Here is a 17541-nt window from a genome sequence, read left to right on the forward strand (position 1 = left end):
CGCTGTGCTTGATGGTGAATGTAACTTAATTGTAGCGGGTATATGAATCCCGGTCTCTACAGCGCCTTATCGTCTATGCTGTTCAGCCAGCCTTCAATCTCACCGATGACGGAGCCGATGCAGCCATCCTCGAACGGGGAGGTTAATCCGGCAAGCTTCACCAGCTCCGTGAAGGAGCGGCTGCCTCCGGCCTGGCAGAGCTTCAGATAATCCGGCCAGGCCGAGGTGAAGTCCTCGTTCGAGCGTTTCCAGAACTGAAAGGCGCAGAGCTGGGCCAGGGTATAGTCAATATAGTAGAACGGGGAACGGAAAATATGGGCCTGCTTGTGCCAGAAGCCGCCTTGTTCCAGATAAGCATTACCGTCATAATCACGGTGCGGCAAGTATTTCCGTTCAATCTCCCGCCAGGCCTGCTTGCGTTCCTGCGGCGTAGCTTCCGGATGCTCGTACACAAAATGCTGGAATTCATCGACCGATACGCCGTAGGGAATGAACTCCAGACTGTCCGCCAGGTGGTTGAAGCGGTATTTGTCCGCCTCCTCCTTGAAGAACAGGTCCATCCAGGGCCAGGCGAAGAACTCCATACTCATCGAATGAATCTCAGCGGCTTCGGAGGTTGGGAATGCATATTCAGGGACCGCCATATTCCGGCTGGAATACACCTGGAACGCGTGCCCGACCTCATGGGTCAGCACATCGATATCCCCGGAGGTTCCGTTGAAGTTGGAGAAAATAAACGGAGCACGGTAGTCGCTGAAGAAGGTGCAGTAGCCGCCGAATTCCTTGCCTTTTTTGCTGACCAGATCCATCAGCCCGTTCTCCTGCATGAAGGTGAAGAATTCCCCGGTCTGCGGGGACATCTCCTGGTACATCTTCGCACCATTCGCCACGATCCAGTCCGGGTCTCCCTTGGGGGTAGCATTGCCGGAATTGAACTTAATCCCCTCATCATAAAATTTCAGTCCGTCCAGCTGAAGGCGTTCGCGCTGGCGCTGCTTCAGCTTCCCTGCAACCGGCACGATATGCTCATGCACCTGCTTGCGGAAGCCCGCCACCATCTCCGCATTGTAATCGGTACGTCCCATCCGGTCATACCCGAGCTCCACGAAGCTCTTGTATCCCAGCTTGGCAGCGATTCCTGCCCGGACCTTCACTAACTCGTCATAGATCCGGTCGAATTCGGGTTCATGCTCTGCCATGAAGGCATTGCGGGCCTCGAATACGCCTTTGCGGACTTCACGGTCTGTGGAAGAATCGAACGGAATTAACTGTGCCAGCGTGCGTTCTTCGTCCTGGAACAGGATTTTGGCGGACGCGATCAATTGGGAATATTCGGAGGACAGCTTATTCTCCAGTTGCAGATCTTCAATGACTTCAGGGCTGAAGGTGCGCAGTGAGATCTCGGCCAAGCTTAGGAGCTGTGTTCCCCATTCCTGCTCGAACTCGGCTCTGTACCTGGAATTGACGAGGGCTCTGTAATAATCTGTGATGTACTCCTGGATCACCGGTCCGGTCTCGTCCATATAATCTTGCTCTGCCTTGTAGAATGCATCCTCCGTATTAATCGAGTGACGGACGCTGACAAGGGTCTCCATCGTATCGAAGCGGCTTCTCAGCTTATTCACCGCTGCCACGGCAGCCTTCTGCTCCTCCAGATTGCCTGTCTCCAGGTCCTTCAGCAGAGCCGTGAATGCAGTCTTGAATTGCTCCACATCCGGTCGTTCGTATACATATTCTGTGAATTTCACCAGCTATCAACACCCTTTCTTTGCCATATAAATCCTATTATATAATCGGCACCGGCAAAAAACTAATGTTCAGGCAGTAAACTTTGATTATAGCTAAACGTCAGGCTCATTGCGCTGCCCACTTCCATTGTTGAACCCTTCTGGAAATTACACTAGAATAGAGTTAATCTGCACCAATTCTAGAATCCCGGGAGGTGAGGACCCATGTTTCGAATGAGTCATTATGTGAACGGCACGCTCCATGCAAAGCCTGTGGAATAACTAAGGCGAAAGCTTGGCATGGAGCGGATATATTCGCCTGAAGTATGTTTTAAGAAATACAGTTATTTATACACAGGCTTTGCCCTTAAAAGATCAATATATTTTAAGGAGCGAGCCAGAGATGCAATGTATAAATGCAGCAAAACTATTGCCAGACCACCTGTTGAAGGAGATTCAGCAATATATTCAAGGGGAAGCCCTGTATATCCCCACCTGCAAGAGCAAACGCAGAAAATGGGGCGAAAGCTCAGGCGCAGCCGATTACTATAAAGTCCGCAATGCGGAGATCCGTAGACGCTTCCAAGAAGGTGTGGAGTTGGACCAGTTGTGCGAGCTATACGGCTTATCCATCGACAGCATCCGTAAAATTGTATATTCCAAGAACTCGCAGAGCTGATCTGCGGGTTCTTGCTGCTTGGGAGGGACGCTGCGGACCTTAGCGGGAAAAGGGCCGAGCGGATGCTGCGGATGATCAAGTGTGCATAGGTAATAGAAAGTGTGTGGTCAAGGGCATCGACTAAACTGCTATAGCCAAGTGTTCTAAGCGGCTGCGGACTGAGATTCCGCTATTGTGGATTTTCAGGGCCAAATGGACATTTGGTGGACTGACAATCCGTTATTGCTGCTCAGACAGGCCGTTTGGGCGATTTCAAAGGCGGTTAGTGGAGTCTCAGTCCGCGAACAAGCGAATAAGTAGCAATTTCGGCAAAATAACGGCTTCTCAGTCCGCGCCATCAGGCTCACGCACATCCGCGCCATCAGGCTCACACACATCCGTGCCATCAGGCTCGTACACATCCGTGCCATCAGGCTCGTACACATCCGTGCCATCAGGCTCGTACACATCCGCTACCCCAAGCTCGTCGCAAAATCGAATATTCCAAGAACCCGCAGAGCTGATCTGCAGACTTTTTCGGTTAGTGGTGGGGGGGGCGGACTGAGATTCCGCTATTGTGGATTTTCAGGGCCAAATGGATATTTGGCGGACTGACAATCCGCTATTGCTGCTCAAACAGGCTGTTTGGGTGACTTCTAGGTCGGATAGCGGAATCTCAGTCCGCGAAGCGCAGAAAAAACTTGTTTTTAGCAAAATAGGCGCTTCTCAGTCCGCGCCATCAGACTCGTGAACATCCGCACATCAGACTCGTACCCCAGGGCACATCAGGCTCACGCACATCCGACCCCATTCTCACGCACATCCGAGCCAGCCCACCCAGCTACACAGGCTTACTTCTCCCGCCCGCAAGGCTCAGCGCACACTAGCCCCGGAGCTTATACGTGCGAATCCGCTTAGAACCACTCGCCACCTCCAGGATTTGCAGCTCAACGAGATGATGAAGAATGCGCCTCGCTTGACGGTCACATACCCTTAGGTGCGCGGCCAGCTCCAGCGGAGTCAGCGGGCGCAGAATGCGCCGGGCCAGGCGGACGGTTTCTGCCTCCAGCCAGGTTAAGGATGCAGCTACATCAGTAGCAGCGAATCTGCCAATGAACGCAAGCACAAGCTGCTGACAGAGCTGAGGTTCTTCAGTAATAGACGGGTAGGCAATCGGTAAAAAGGTCCAACCATCCAGCGCTAAGAGGCAATGCCGTCTGCATAAGTCTTTGAACCTTCTGACATCAAGGTCCCGTGCATGGGGACCAAACCCTTGAATCTCAATACCGCCCTTGGCACCGCCTGGCATATACGCCAGATCTAAGTAACGGTAACCGTTGTTGAAGTCACGGACCTCCCACTCTGCATACAGAGACTTGAAATTGCCGACAGCGGGAAACCAGATGGAGCGCAGAAACTCTACGGTCCCGTGCCCCAACCCCTTATTAAGAAACTCCAACCTTATTGAACCTGTCTCCGCATGAATCTGTTCCTGAAGCCATTCCTCATAGTGCTGCTCGAATCTCGACAATGAAGCTTCCCCTTTACAGTAGATTGGCCATGAATTCAGAGTGAACCCGAACACAAGAAAAGCCGCCCCGATACAACGTATCCAGAGTCAGCTCCGGGTAAACGTTCTATTGAGGCGGCGTGTTCTTCACGACCTATACGGGTTATTATACCGTGTTTCACATTATAACCGGTACCTTTTATTGCAGAGAGCCAACCAAGAAATTGAAGCTGCCAAACCTACAGCTTGAACCCCCTGTAGCGCAGCTTACGCAAAGGCCATTGTATAAGTCTTTTACAAAAATATACTGTTTCTGTTGGGAGAATGCAGGAGGCGGTGGCGGTGAAAACGGGGCTGCAAATGCACATCATCCATCCGCGAGATGTCTATTACTTCGAGGCGGTGGACCATAAGGTGTTCATCTATTGCCGGGAGAAGGTGTATGAGTCGAGGCAGGGGCTGTGTGAGCTGGAGATGGAATATGAGTCTGGCGATTTTTTCAGGGCATCCAAATCCAGTATTCTAAATGTTGCCCAAATCCAGTCGCTCCTGCTTCATCCTCGCCGATGTGCTGGTGATCCTCTGGCTGTGGCTGTTCACTGACGGCCCGCTGATGGATAAGGGAGTGCTGGTACCATTCGTCGTTGTCATTCTGGTGGTCAAAAGTATGGTGTACGCGATGATGCACATCGACGGGAAACGGGAAGCCAAGCAGCTTAATCAGAAGCTGAATGAGTATAAGCAAGGTGAGGGTCACGGAAACGAAGAGCTTTAGGAAGCTCTGGTGGTAGGTAGCATGAAAGCCATCTTGGAGGGAACCGTCCGGGTGGCTTTTTGAGTTTTTGAAGATGAGAAAGATTGGATATTTCTGTTACCTTTTGAAGGATGAGCCGTAACAAGCCTAGTGTTATACATAATCTTCCATGGAGATGATCTGATGCTGATTCACAAGGTATCCCTGACAGAAATGATGAGCCGGATTCATGAGCCCGGGTATTCACCCGGCAATGTGCTTGACCGGTACATGGAGCGTTACAGACAGCTTGAGCCGCATATCCATGCGTTTGTCCCTGAGCATGAGGTTGAAACCCGGCTTGACTCGGAAAAAGCTCTGCTGGAGCGCACCTCCAGCGGAGCAGCGCGTAAACCGGACTTATTGGGAATCCCTGTGGCCATTAAGGATCTCCTGCATGTGGACGGCCTGCCGACCCGGGCGGGATCACAGCTATCCGCTGAGCTGTTGGCCGGTGCCCAGGGGTCTCTGGTCACTAAGCTGCGTGCCCTCGGGGCCGTGATTGCAGGCAAGACGGTGACCGAGGAATTTGCCTACAACGGGCCTATTGCTACGCGTAACCCGCATAACACCGCGCATACTCCCGGCGGGTCCAGTGCAGGCTCCGCCGCAGCGGTGGCGGCGGGGCTCTGTCCGCTGGCAGTGGGCACACAGACGCTGCGTTCAGTGATTGCCCCGGCCTCCTTCTGCGGGGTGGTCGGGTTCAAGCCCAGCTATGGCCGGGTGCCGCTGGACGGGGTGCTGCTGTTCTCGCCGTCTTTTGACACGGTTGGGTTCTTCACGCAGGACTTGCCGGATATGGAGGCAGCGGCAGCAGTGCTTGTACCGGATTGGGAAGCGGGTGCTGCTGAAGTCTCCCGTAAGCCGGTTCTGGGTATCCCCAAGGGAGTCTATATGGAGCTGATGAGCGCTGAAGTCAAAGGGGTATTCGAGACTCAGATCGCCGGACTTGAACGGCTTGGGTATGAAATCCGCTACGCCGATATGCCGTGGGAAGATGAACTCATCTACGGCAATGCGATGCTGCGCTTCATTGAGGGTGAGCTGGCACGGGAACATGAGCATAGATTCGCGGAGCATCGGGCGGAATACGGCCTTCCCGTGCAGGAAGCGATCCTTAGAGGGCAGCAGATTCCGGAGGAGGAGCTGGAGCAGTATCGCACCCGGCAGCAGATGCTGCGGCAGGGTCTGATGGAGCTGATGGAACAGGAGGGGATTGATCTGTGGGTGTCTCCGGCGCAAGGGGGGACCGCCCCGAAGATAGAGGAGCGGAATACGGGCTGGGCAGGGATGCCTGCGGTCTGGGGATTCGCGGGCCTTCCCTCGGTAAGTCTGCCTGCGGCAACGCTTGGAGGACTGCCGCTCGGCTTCCAGTGCATTGGAGGCTATGGAGAGGACGAAGCACTGTTAGCCTGGGCGCGGCAGCTATGGCCGCATCTCACCTATGAGACAGGAACCGGCGCTTAAGCTGGAGAGCCGGTCCTAAGAGCCAGAAGGGTATACCTGCTGTGAGCAACCGCTCCCTGTGTGACGGGGAGCGGTTATTTAGCGTTGTTTAGGGGGGCAGCGGCGCTTCAGGAACCGTACATCGATCTCCCCGCTGCCGCCGGTATTCGGCTTCAGGCGGAGGGGGAAGGCATTACGCTTCAGCAACTTCTTCACCTGACACGGCGTGAGACAAGGCCGGAGCTGGAGCAGCTGCGCAACGGCACCGGACACGATGGGCGTGGAGATGCTGGTGCCCGACAGCTTGAAATACCGCTTGCCGACCTTATTGCGCGGCATTTCACGGACCAGCCGGGAGCCGGGGGCACGCAGCGAGATCACTGAATCGCCGGGGGCGACCAGATCGGGCTTCACCTTGCCTCCGGGAGCGGGCCCACGGCTGGAGTAGACGGCGATGCGGTCATCCTTCTGCGTCAACGTCCGGCGGTCATTGACGGCTCCGACAGTGATGGCGGAGGGGCTGATCCCCGGTGACTCCACCGTCCGGCGCCTAGGGCCGGCATTGCCGGCGGCGATGACTACGGTGAGTCCGGCTTTGACAGCTTTTTCAACGGCCTGGACGAGCAGATCATCCTTGATATGCGGGGCCACCGGTCCGCCGAAGGACATGGAGAGGATGCGCAGCTTCAGCTTTTTGCGGCGGGTGATGCAGTATTCAATGGCCTTAATGATCGTAGAGTCATAGCCGTCCCCATTCTTATCCAGCACCTTGATTCCGACAATTCCGGCTTCCGGCGCGGGTCCCCGGTACTTGCCCCGGCTGGACCAGCCGTTGCCGGCGGCATCCCCGGTGATATGCGTGCCGTGTCCGTTGTCGTCATACGGGCGCTTCCGGTGATTGATATAATCCTTGAAGGCCAGGATACGGTTCACCGGACGGGTCAGATCGGGATGCGGATATACTCCGGTATCGAGTACAGCGATGTTAATGCCTTTGCCGGTAAGCCCTCTTGAGCGTCTGACCGCCGTAGCTCCTATGGATGGAGTCGCAATGTTAAGCGTAGCCTTCTTCATTCCGTCCAGATAGACTTTATGGACTCCATCCCAGCGGCACACATGCTCCAGACATGTCAGGGATACCTGTGAAGCGACAGCCTGGTGCAGCCGCAGATGATGTTTGACCGGGAGGGCATGCCCTCCCAGATGCTTCCGCAGTGCGCGGAGCCCCGCCGGAGTAAGCGGTTGCCTGAACTGTATAATCACCGGAATAGCAGCAGGTGCGGTTGCAGTGGAATAGGCTTTGCGGATCTTATGCTTCAGGGGCCGGTTGAGCTTGGCGGCGTGACGCCTGACCCATGATGGTTTACTTTTCATATTGGAATCACCTCTATGAAGCAGTGTATGCGGCCAGCTGCCCCGCGGGTACGAAACTATGAATGAGTACAGCGATACATTTATATAAATAACAGGCGAAAAATAGTTTCGGCCGAATCTTCAATTGCATCTACTACTGTATTCCAATAGAAAGCGGTGAGGCAATTGAAAGATTCAGAGAAGAAGGCATTGCTGGCAAAACGTCTACTGATGGCTAAAAAAGCAAGAGCGGCGGCAGTTAGACCCAAGAGACGGCGGATCAGACAGGTGCTTAATAATTTCATCGTGCTTGCAGTGAACAATAACAACGTTCCTTACGAAACGCAGGGCTGGATGGCTACATTGACCCGGAGCTCCGGCACTGTGATCACCGCACAGTTCGATGAATTCGGCGTTGCCCAGTTTAATACGATCAGCACGCTGACATCGGTCAGCTACACACTTAGAATTATCGACGCGGATAATGTGCAGCGCACGCAGAAGTTCGTCCCGTCGAACCGCGAGTTTTTTGTAGCACGCTTCTAAGGCAGCAGCGAGCCTTTACGCTATTGGGGTGCGCTGCATTAGTTTTTTGAAATAATAGATACTATAGAGGATCTGCGGAATGAGGACTGAATGAAAGAGCTGTTTCCGGGGCCGGAGGGCTGCTGGGGGCGGCTTTTTTGGAAATATAAGAATTTATATGTTTCACATGATGAATTTTCCTTCTATTTCTCGCTGAAACGGTACCGTCCTTAAAAGGACGGCAAAGTCGTTTCCACTTGCTGTTCAGGTGATGGCCGGCATCGTTCATCCGCAGAGTGAATTTGTTGCTGATAGGTGTGAGATAATATTCCGTTTGTCAAGCGGATAAGCTTAGCTGGCGTTAAAATATAGGCTCAATGTACAATCCCTTCCGCAGAATTCAGCTCAGATGACAATAAACCTTCCATCAATATTCAAAAGCGGAAGCATACCCTATATAATATCGCCATAGATGTATATCAGGGATTGTGTAACAGGATGCACAAGGAGCAGCAGCGGTGAGCTGAAGATGCCCCGGAAAGGTCGGAGGAATGATGTGCCTGGAAACCTTGAATGAACGCATAAAAACAGATCTCTCTTACCTCGCCTTCGGCGGCGCGGACTGGGTTCGCCCTGTGGAACATGACGAAGGCCATGTCTATGACGTCGTCATTGTGGGCGGGGGCCAGAGCGGACTCGGTGCGGCGTTTGGCCTGCTGCGCGAACGGATATCGAATCTGCTGATTATCGATGAGAACCGTGACGGACTGGAGGGGCCTTGGGAGACCTATGCCCGGATGGTGACGCTGCGCACGCCCAAAGCGCTGACCTCCATTGATCTGGGTATCCCGTCGCTGACCTTCCGCGCCTGGTGGGAGGCACAGCATGGGGCGGGGGCCTGGAGTGAGATGGACAAAATCCCGCGCGGGCAGTGGATGGAGTATCTGCGCTGGTACCGGCAGATTCTGAAGCTTCCGGTACGCAATGAGGTGCGGCTGACGCTGGTCGAGCCTGGTGACGATGGAATCTACCGTCTGCAGGTTACGGGAGCGGGGGCGGGGGCGCTGGCCGGAACGCTGCTGGCGCGTAAGGTGGTGCTGGCTACCGGCATTCAAGGCGGAGGGCAGTGGCATGTTCCGCCGATGATTGCAGAGCATCTGCCGGAGCATCTCTATGCTCATACTTCCCGGCAGATTGACTTCGCCGCCCTTCGCGGCAAGCGGGTGGGGATTCTCGGCGGCGGGGCATCCGCCTTCGATAATGCCAATTACGCGCTTCAGGAAGGCGCGGCTGAGGCTGAGGTCTTCGTCCGCCGCGCACAGCTTCCGGGAGTCAACCCGATCCGCCAGATGGAGGGCTCGGGAATGATTGAGCGGTTCCATACACTTGCGGATGCCGACAAATATGCGGTAATCTCGCATTTCTTCCACTATAATCAGCCGCCGACAAGCGATACCTTCCGCCGCGCAGCGGCGTGGCCCGGCTTCCGGCTGCATCTCGGCTCCCCGTGGCTGAAGGCGGAAGCTGCGGGAGAACAGGCGGTCGTGACTACGCCTGCCGGAGAGTTCAGCTTCGACTATCTGATCATCAGCACGGGCCTTCTCAGCGATCCTGCCCTGCGGCCGGAGCTGCGGCAGGTGGAGGCTCATATCGCCCGCTGGAGCGACCGGTATACGGCGCCTGCCGGAGCGGCGAATCCGCTGCTGGATGCGCACCCGTATCTTAGCCCGGGCTTTGCGCTTCAGAGCCGGGATGAGGCAGGGGGCAAGCTGCTGCATGGCTTATTCGTGTTCAACTACTCCGCTCTGGCCAGCTGCGGGTTATCGGCCTCGGCCATCTCCGGGCTAAGGAATGCCATTCCGAGGCTGGTAAGCGGTGTGGCGGATCAGCTGTTCCAGGATGACCGCAAGCAGATCCTCCAGGCCTATTATGATTATGATGAGATCGAATTCAGCGGACAGTAAGGAAGGAAGAAAGAGGCTGTACCAGAGGCCGGGAATGACCTCTGGTACAGCCTCTTGGGGTGCAATTGGGTATGCTGCCCGGCAGCCGGGTCAGGCAGTAATCCTGGCGTAGAGCGCGAAGAACAGCGCCAGCTCGCCCATGATCAGCACATCCGGTACATGGATTATGGAATCCAGTACATAGAAGAGGGTCAGGAGGGCGGTCAGCAGTGCAAGATGTCCGGCGCCGAGCCGGTGCTGCTTATGCCTGTAGACCTGGAAGACCAGCACTGTAGATGCGAAGTAGAGCAGCGCGGAGCCGAACAACAGATTCAGCATCGGCACATAATGAAGCTGATCCAGGAACAGGAGCTGGATGGACGCTGCAAGCATACATAGCGACAGGTAGATGAACAGATGCCCGTAGATGATCGTCTGCCCGGCAGTCTGGATGTGCATATCGACCTTCTTCTCCAGGTTGTCATAATACTGCCACCATATCGCGATGATTAGCACGAAGGTAAGTGCAGCGAAGCCGACAGATTGCCCGGTCCAGGTGCTGGATTGCAGGACTGCAAGGATGCTGACTACGGATTCCCCAAGCAGGATTAAGGCGAACAGGGAGAAGCGCTCCAGCAGATGATGGGTATTGGCGGGAGTCTTCACCAGAATCCGCCGGCCGGTCAGCGGAAGCATAATATCCAGCACAATCCCGGCGTACAGCACGGCATACCGAAGCCAGGAATCGAAGAACAGGGAGCAGGCCGAAATCGTAAGCCCAATCCAGAAGCGCGTTCCCAAATAGCGGGCCGTGTTCCGCAGGTGCCCGCTTTCTCCGGGATGGACATAATGGTACTGGACAGCGGTCATGATGCGGAGTCCGAGGTAGCCGATCAGAAACGGCAGATAGTTGGCATCGAAATCCACAGACAGGCTGGCCGTCATGATCAGCACGAAGAATAATTGAATGATCAGAAACACGCGGTGCGGGACGGTATCCTTCCCGTAGCGGTTGACGAAGAGGGTCTGGCCTACCCAAGCCCACCAGATTGGAATGAAGATCAGTACGAATTTACCCAGTGTCTCCAGAGACAGGGTCTCGTCTTCTACATGCAGCAGCACATGGCTGGCTTTGGAGACTGCAGCGACAAACAGCAGATCGTAGAAGAGCTCCAGCCAGGTTACTTTTTTGATGATCATTCCGTTGTCCCCTTTGCCGTTTGATTGCCCGGAGCTGTCCGGTCTACAAGTATAATATAGGCACTGGACGGAAAAAGGCAAGACAGGCCGTCAACCGGCCGGGGAATCTTCCGGGAATTGACCTGACGGACACACTCATTGATAATAAAGAGGTTCATATTCTTTAGAGAATGGGAGTAGAAGCATGTCATATCGCAATATGGAAGAATGTATTATTGACCTGGAGAAGCACGGGCATTTGATTCGCATACATGAAGAGGTGGACCCGCATCTGGAGATGGCGGCGATACATATGAAGGTCTATGAGGCAGGCGGTCCCGCACTGCTGTTCGAGAATGTGCGGGGCTCGAAGTACCGCGCGGTCTCGAATCTGTTCGGAACGATTGAGCGCAGCAAGTTCATCTTCCGTGACACATGGGAGTCGTCCCAGGCGGTCATTGCCCTGCGCAGCAATCCTATGAAGGCGCTCAAGCAGCCTCTGCGCTATATCGGAACAGGCCTTGCCGCCCGCAAAGCGCTGCCGATTAAGAAGGGCGGCGGTGTGCCTGCCGGGTTCGAGGAGATTAGGATCTCCGACCTTCCGCAGATTAAGCACTGGCAGGGAGACGGCGGGGCGTTCGTCACGCTTCCGCAGGTGTATTCCGAGGATCCCGATAAGCCGGGCATCATGAACTCCAACCTGGGGATGTACCGTATCCAGCTTAGCGGCAATGAATATGAGCTGAATAAGGAAGTGGGCGTCCATTACCAGATTCACCGCGGCATCGGCATTCATCAGGCCCACGCGAACCGGCGCGGCGAGCCGCTCAAGGTAAGCTGCTTCATCGGCGGCCCCCCTGCGCATACACTCTCTGCGGTGATGCCGCTGCCGGAGGGCTTAAGCGAAATGACCTTTGCCGGGCTGCTCTCGGGGCGCCATTTCCGCTACACTTATGTGGACGGCTTCTGCATCAGCAGCGATGCCGACTTCGTGATTACCGGAGAGATTCATCCCGGGGAGACGAAGCCGGAAGGTCCGTTCGGCGATCATCTGGGATACTACAGTCTGACCCACCCGTTCCCGGTGATGCGAGTGCACAAGGTGTATGCCAAAAAAGGGGCCATCTTCCCCTTCACGGTGGTTGGACGTCCGCCGCAGGAGGACACTGCCTTCGGCGAGCTTATTCATGAGCTGACCGGCGGGGCGATCCGCTCGGAGATTCCCGGCGTGAAGGAGGTGCATGCGGTGGATGCTGCGGGAGTGCATCCGCTGCTGTTCGCGATCGGCAGCGAACGGTATACCCCGTATCAGCAGCTGAAGCAGCCTGCAGAGCTGCTGACCATCAGCAACCGGATTCTCGGAACCGGACAGCTCAGTCTGGCGAAATATCTGTTCATCACGGCGGAAGAGGATCAGCCGGTCAGCACGCATGATATCCCCGGGTTCCTGACCTATATTCTGGAGCGGATCAATCTGCGCCGCGATATTCACTTCCAGACGAACACGACGATCGATACGCTGGATTATTCCGGCACCGGAATCAACAGCGGAAGCAAGGTAGTCTTCGCCGCAGTGGGGGAGCAGAAGCGGAGCTTATGTACTGAGGTGCCTGAGGTGCTGCGGCGGTTGGAGCAGGGCTGGGGGCCGGCGGCCATGATTATGCCGGGGATCGTTGCTGTGCAGGGGAAGCCGTTCCGGGATTACGCCTCGGCGGCGGAGGAAGTCTCCGGCTTGAGTGCTGCGATTGCAGCGCAGGGGCCGCTTGATGCCTGCCCGATGATCATTCTGTGCGATGACAGCAGCTTCATGGCGGAGACGCTGAACAACTTCCTGTGGGCGACCTTCACCCGCAGTAATCCTTCCCATGACATCCATGGGGTAAATAGCATGGTCGAGCATAAGCACTGGGCCTGTGATAATGTGATCATCGATGCCCGGGTGAAGCCGCACCAGGCACCGCCGTTAATTCCTGACCCCGAGGTGCAGCGGAGAATTGAGCGGGTATTTACTACTGGAGCAAGCTTAGGTGGACTGCGAGATCGTAACAGGTCGAGCAGCCATTCCGTAGTGAAGAAAGATAGCGAAGAAGATAGCTAACAAGAGAGCGAAGAAGGAAGAGGCAGGGGGTTTGTAGACGCCTGTCTTTCTTTTGGGTGGCTGTAGGTGTTAGGCGCATAAACGTCATTGTTTGCTATGATGACTTTTATGCGTCTTTTTCGTGATTGGAGAAGAGTCAGGAGAATCGAGGGGAAACGGATTACCCCGGCAGGCCGAATGGTAAATGAGGAGTATGAGATGTAGGCGGAAAACCGAATACAGTTGCTAGTACTAGTGCGCGTGCGCGTGGGCCAGGGGAAGTTCGGGGAGAGCAAACAGGGGCACGGATGCCCCTGATTTTTCTGCAAGTATGATCACTGCTGGATCAGCCGTCCTTGGAACCGTTCCTGGATCAGCCGTCCCCCGTCCCGTGACCCATAGGCTGAACCACGGATTGTACAGCGGCCTCTGTTGCAGATTCATAACCCTCCAGGGGAAGAAAAGCCATAACCGCCAAGCTACACGAAACTAGAAGCATAATCCATTTTCTTGTCATTAGAATCCTGCACCTCTCCAATCAGAAGTCTGTATTGCTCTGTCTGTTCCTCAGTGGCCTGATGCCGGAACTGCTCAAACAGATTGACACATTTAATGATTATGCTGTCACTCTTAATTTTAGCAGCGGATTCCAGACTTTGGAGCAGGAACCCCATTCCTTCCTGGCGATGATGGCGTAAATAATACAAGGCTAATTCAGCGAGAAAGGTAGAATACTGGTCAGCCAGAATCTGCTGGTTGTGGAGCTGCCCGAAGTCCTTCAGACTGGTCCGGTAAGGGATATAGGAAGGGAACTGTTCAAGCACCTCGTCGACATTCCAAGCGAAGCGGTTGGCTGAGATCATAATATGGTACAGGGCTACGAAAATCTCGCTGGCATGCGGGGCAATGTAAGCCACATAATCAGGCAGCACTCCACGGTCGCCGGCCATCATCCGGTAGAGGAGGGTATTGGCCGTGCCCCACTCCTGGAATTGGTCCAGGATGTGCCGGGTGTCATCCCCTTTTTCGCGTATCCAGCTCTTATCCATGTATAGGGCTACGTATTTCAGCGCCGATTCATAGTCCCGGAATTCTTCGCACACACTGGCACGCATCAGGTGCGAATACAGCGCATAGAAGAAAACCGGCTTCTCCGGCGATTTATCCTGGCGGTCCCTGCGCTGTGAACGATGCAGATGGTGGTAGCTGAGCATGGCAAGACGGTGCATCTCCTGGGCCAGCGCATCTACCTTATCCCACTTATGCAGCGAGTAATAGACATGCATCAGAGCTTTTAGCCCATCGAGCTGATCCGTCACCTCCAGCCGGTCCATATAACATTCGAACAGAAGGGCGGCCTGGAGGTTGAGCGTCTGGTTGTCTCCCAGGGCAATGCGGAACAACCGGTATTGGCAGAGGGCTAGCCGCTCCGAATGCTGATACTTCTCGCTGGCGCTTATATTCTTGTACAGCACAGCCGCTGCCTGCCAGTGTTGCTCCTGGAACAAGTCCTCTGCCACTTCAAAAAGCATCGGTGCGTAGATCAGGTTGTCCAGCAGATTTTTGACTACAAGCTCAATACAGTCCAGCCGTCTCAGCTCTGCCGAGCTCAGGATGAAGGGACGCAGCCGCCGCCAGGTCGGTGCTGAATACAGGAAGCATTCATCGACATACATGCTATAGAAATGATCCTCCGGCAATCTCATGCCCCGGGTGATCAATTTCAGATGATTCATGGCAATGGGCTGCTGGCCGCTGAGGATACGGCTTAAGGTGCCGGAATTAATGCCGGACTGGATGGAGAACTGATTAATGGACAACTGCTGGGAATAGAGATAAGCCTCAAGATGACTGCGAATAGTTGTGAGAGGCTTCAAGGGATCACCGCCTGACTGAATTCCATATTTTGGATTATTGTATATGTGTATAATATAAGTCATTATTCCAATGGTCAATAGAGTGATAGGGAGAAACCGTGAACAATACAAAAAAAGCATTCCCGTGATCCCCGGAACGCTTAGTCTTCCTATGTGTGCAGCCAGCAGGGTCAGGCGGTATAAATACCCGCCCGGCTCTTGATTCTCCGGCGCTCGATGACCTCCTCGTAATCCTTAATCAGTCTGTCAAAAATCTGCTCCCAGGAGCGCTGAAGGGCTTGGCGCCGCCCTTCACGGCCCATTGCACTGCGCAGCAGGTGCCCGGCGGCAGCAGTGCTGATCTGCTCTGCCATGGCTTCCGGGCTGCGGGGCTTGAACAGCATGCCGGTGACACCGGGTGCGACCAGCTCCCGCGTTCCTCCGGCATCTGCGGCAATCACGGGAAGCCCCGACGCCATGGCTTCAAGCACGACGTTGCCGAAGGTCTCCGTGCAGGAGGGGAAGACGAACAGATCGGAAGAGGCGTACAGCTGTGCCAGCTCTTCGCCGTGTCTGGCACCGGTGAAGATGACATTCTCCGGTGCCTGCGGCTTCAGCTCGGCCAGCAGCGGGCCATCGCCGACAATCACCAGCTGCACCTTAGAACGCACGGACTCCGGAAGGAGCGGCATGGCCTGAAGGAGGGTAGGGAGATCTTTTTCCGGGGCAATCCGTCCGACATAGAGCAACATTAGCTCTGCTCCCTTGCTGTAACGCTCCCGCACTTCTTCGCTTCGTTTCTCCGGCGAGTAGAGGGTACAGTCCACGCCTCTGGACCACAGGCGCAGCCGGGTGAAGCCCTCCATGCGCAAGCAGGTCAAGGTCTCGCGGGAAGGGGCCAGGACAGCATCGCAGGACCGGTGATACCACTTCATGTATTTCCAGTAGAGCGGCAGGATTCTTCTCATTTTATAGTATTCGAGGTAACGGTCGAAGTGGGTGTGATAGGAGGCGACATGGGGAAGCTGCTGCTTGCGGGCGTAGCGGAGGCCGGTTAAGCCGATGTTGAACGGGGTGGCGAGATGGAGCAGGTCCGGGGCGAAGGCGGCAAGTTCATTTTGCATGGAGGACATGCCTGGCAGGGCAAGCCTGCACTCGGGATAGAGGAAAAAAGGGATGCTGGCGACGGGCCTGACAGGATCGGGGTAACTGCTCTCGGGGGCTGACTTTGGAGTGAACAGCAAATGATCGATTCTCCGGCGGTGCAGGTGTCCGGTTAACCGGCCAAGCGTACGGGCAACCCCATTGGTCTGCGGAAGAAAAGTGTCCGTGAATAGAGCCAGACGCATCGGTATCCCTCCCAGGATTCGTGTTGTCTTGATCTTAACAAGCAACTATTACTTGGAGATCAAACGCAGGTTAAACATCTGGCATGAAGAGGGTAATTTGCAGCGAGGGCCGGAGGGAACCCGGGAGGAGTAGGGAGGAGTAGGGAGGACCAGGGTAGACCCGGGAGGACCAGGGCAACCAGGGAGGACCAGGGAAGACTAGGGAAGACTAAGGAAGACCAAGGGAGGGCCAGGGAGGATCAGGAAGGGCCAGGACAACAAGGTTAAAGGAGGAGCGGATCGGGTATACATGAGGTATCAGGAATGAAGGAGGTATAAGGAGATGAGCAAAGATCTGCCGCCAGAGGTTCCGCCGAAGGTTGTCCCCGATGTGAAGCCGGATATCCTCCCGGAGCCGGTTGTGATCCCGCCGGAGATTGTGCCGGAGAAGCATCCCGAAATCGTACCGCCGGAGCATCCCGAGATTATTCCTCCAGCCCCGCCGGAGATTCCTCCGAATGCTGATCCGCTGTAAGCTGGAATGCTATCTGACATAAGGATAATGTATAGATTATGCTGAGCGCCCGGGGAACCGGGCGTTTTTGTGGAAATATATAGGATACGATAGTTTCCTGCAGCTGTGGAAAAGGTGAGTGTAAATTTGTATGGAGATGACTTCTTGGAATGATTCGCAGAATGACTTTGATGCTGAATGTGACTGAAGGCTGAATGTATGTGAAAAACAGCATACATTCGCTCGCAAGCAGGCATCTGGACCGAATGTATGTGAAAAACAGCATACATTGTGCTCGCAAGCAGGTAGAGGGACCAAATGTATGGCAAAAACAGCATACATTGTGTTCACGCAAAGTACCTGAGCAAGTATCAGAGCTAGGGCCGGAGGGAGGTATGGCTTTGCGGTTATTTTAGCTGCTTAGGGGGAAGGAGGGGGTGTTCGGACAAGCAAGGAGTTACTGTAAAGGGATTTTGTACACTTGCTGATGAACGAAGGCTCTCTGCTGGAACCACAGTTGGATAAACAACACTTAATTTGCCCGTTTCCTCCATAGTAGCGAAAACTAACTGGAATAAATGTACAAAATCCACTTGTTCCCCGATATTCTTGAGAAACCGGCGAAACAAAAT

15 protein-coding genes are annotated in these 17541 nt (G+C 54.8%); 8 read left to right on the plus strand and 7 right to left on the minus strand.

The window, feature by feature from the left end; genetic code table 11:
* Nucleotides 1-56 precede the first annotated feature (56 nt).
* Entirely contained in the window at nucleotides 57-1748 is a 1692-nt protein-coding gene (locus MHH28_RS00405) for a M3 family oligoendopeptidase (RefSeq protein WP_405110260.1), read from the minus strand.
* Nucleotides 1749-2130: 382 nt separating this feature from the next.
* On the opposite strand from MHH28_RS00405, the gene MHH28_RS00410 reads away from it, so the two are divergent.
* Nucleotides 2131-2406 (plus strand): CD3324 family protein, encoded by a 276-nt coding sequence (locus MHH28_RS00410; protein WP_405110262.1) that lies wholly within the window; start codon nucleotides 2131-2133, stop codon nucleotides 2404-2406.
* Between the two features lie 324 nt (nucleotides 2407-2730).
* On the opposite strand, the gene MHH28_RS00415 is transcribed toward MHH28_RS00410, so the two are convergent.
* Entirely contained in the window at nucleotides 2731-2853 is a 123-nt protein-coding gene (locus tag MHH28_RS00415) for a hypothetical protein (protein WP_405110265.1), read from the minus strand.
* A 415-nt stretch (nucleotides 2854-3268) separates the two neighbouring features.
* A complete protein-coding gene (locus MHH28_RS00420; protein ID WP_405110268.1) occupies nucleotides 3269-3916 on the minus strand; it encodes a transcriptional regulator in 648 nt (215 codons plus the stop codon).
* A gap of 321 nt (nucleotides 3917-4237) precedes the next feature.
* On the opposite strand from MHH28_RS00420, the gene MHH28_RS00425 reads away from it, so the two are divergent.
* From MHH28_RS00425 to MHH28_RS00435, 3 genes are all read left to right on the plus strand, one after another.
* On the plus strand, nucleotides 4238-4498 hold the full coding sequence (locus MHH28_RS00425; RefSeq protein WP_405110270.1) for a LytTR family DNA-binding domain-containing protein: 261 nt from the start codon (nucleotides 4238-4240) through the stop codon (nucleotides 4496-4498).
* Between the two features lie 10 nt (nucleotides 4499-4508).
* On the plus strand, nucleotides 4509-4670 hold the full coding sequence (locus MHH28_RS00430; protein ID WP_405110273.1) for a hypothetical protein: 162 nt from the start codon (nucleotides 4509-4511) through the stop codon (nucleotides 4668-4670).
* A gap of 162 nt (nucleotides 4671-4832) precedes the next feature.
* Nucleotides 4833-6155, plus strand: coding sequence for an amidase (locus tag MHH28_RS00435; protein ID WP_405110276.1), 1323 nt, complete (start codon nucleotides 4833-4835; stop codon nucleotides 6153-6155).
* 78 nt (nucleotides 6156-6233) lie between these two features.
* On the opposite strand, the gene MHH28_RS00440 is transcribed toward MHH28_RS00435, so the two are convergent.
* Nucleotides 6234-7508, minus strand: a complete 1275-nt coding sequence (locus MHH28_RS00440) for a S8 family peptidase (RefSeq protein WP_405110279.1) — start codon at nucleotides 7506-7508, stop codon at nucleotides 6234-6236.
* Between the two features lie 210 nt (nucleotides 7509-7718).
* Between MHH28_RS00440 and MHH28_RS00445 the strand changes: the two genes are divergently transcribed.
* On the plus strand, nucleotides 7719-8033 hold the full coding sequence (locus MHH28_RS00445; RefSeq protein ID WP_405110282.1) for a hypothetical protein: 315 nt from the start codon (nucleotides 7719-7721) through the stop codon (nucleotides 8031-8033).
* A 533-nt stretch (nucleotides 8034-8566) separates the two neighbouring features.
* Nucleotides 8567-9976, plus strand: coding sequence for an FAD/NAD(P)-binding protein (locus MHH28_RS00450; RefSeq protein WP_405116758.1), 1410 nt, complete (start codon nucleotides 8567-8569; stop codon nucleotides 9974-9976).
* A 90-nt stretch (nucleotides 9977-10066) separates the two neighbouring features.
* Here the strand turns inward: MHH28_RS00450 and MHH28_RS00455 are convergent, their stop codons facing one another.
* The gene (locus MHH28_RS00455) at nucleotides 10067-11155 is read right to left on the minus strand and encodes a low temperature requirement protein A (RefSeq protein ID WP_405110284.1); all 1089 of its coding nucleotides are present in this window, start codon (nucleotides 11153-11155) and stop codon (nucleotides 10067-10069) included.
* Between the two features lie 184 nt (nucleotides 11156-11339).
* On the opposite strand from MHH28_RS00455, the gene MHH28_RS00460 reads away from it, so the two are divergent.
* A complete protein-coding gene (locus tag MHH28_RS00460; protein WP_405110287.1) occupies nucleotides 11340-13232 on the plus strand; it encodes a UbiD family decarboxylase in 1893 nt (630 codons plus the stop codon).
* Between the two features lie 458 nt (nucleotides 13233-13690).
* Here the strand turns inward: MHH28_RS00460 and MHH28_RS00465 are convergent, their stop codons facing one another.
* On the minus strand, nucleotides 13691-15088 hold the full coding sequence (locus MHH28_RS00465; protein ID WP_405110290.1) for a transcriptional regulator: 1398 nt from the start codon (nucleotides 15086-15088) through the stop codon (nucleotides 13691-13693).
* A 170-nt stretch (nucleotides 15089-15258) separates the two neighbouring features.
* Nucleotides 15259-16416 (minus strand): glycosyltransferase family 4 protein, encoded by a 1158-nt coding sequence (locus MHH28_RS00470; protein WP_405110293.1) that lies wholly within the window; start codon nucleotides 16414-16416, stop codon nucleotides 15259-15261.
* Between the two features lie 322 nt (nucleotides 16417-16738).
* Between MHH28_RS00470 and MHH28_RS00475 the strand changes: the two genes are divergently transcribed.
* On the plus strand, nucleotides 16739-16930 hold the full coding sequence (locus MHH28_RS00475) for a hypothetical protein (protein WP_405110296.1): 192 nt from the start codon (nucleotides 16739-16741) through the stop codon (nucleotides 16928-16930).
* The last annotated feature ends 611 nt before the right edge of the window (nucleotides 16931-17541 follow it).

This window comes from Paenibacillus sp. FSL K6-1217 (assembly GCF_045040735.1).
Classification (GTDB): domain Bacteria; phylum Bacillota; class Bacilli; order Paenibacillales; family Paenibacillaceae; genus Paenibacillus_AQ.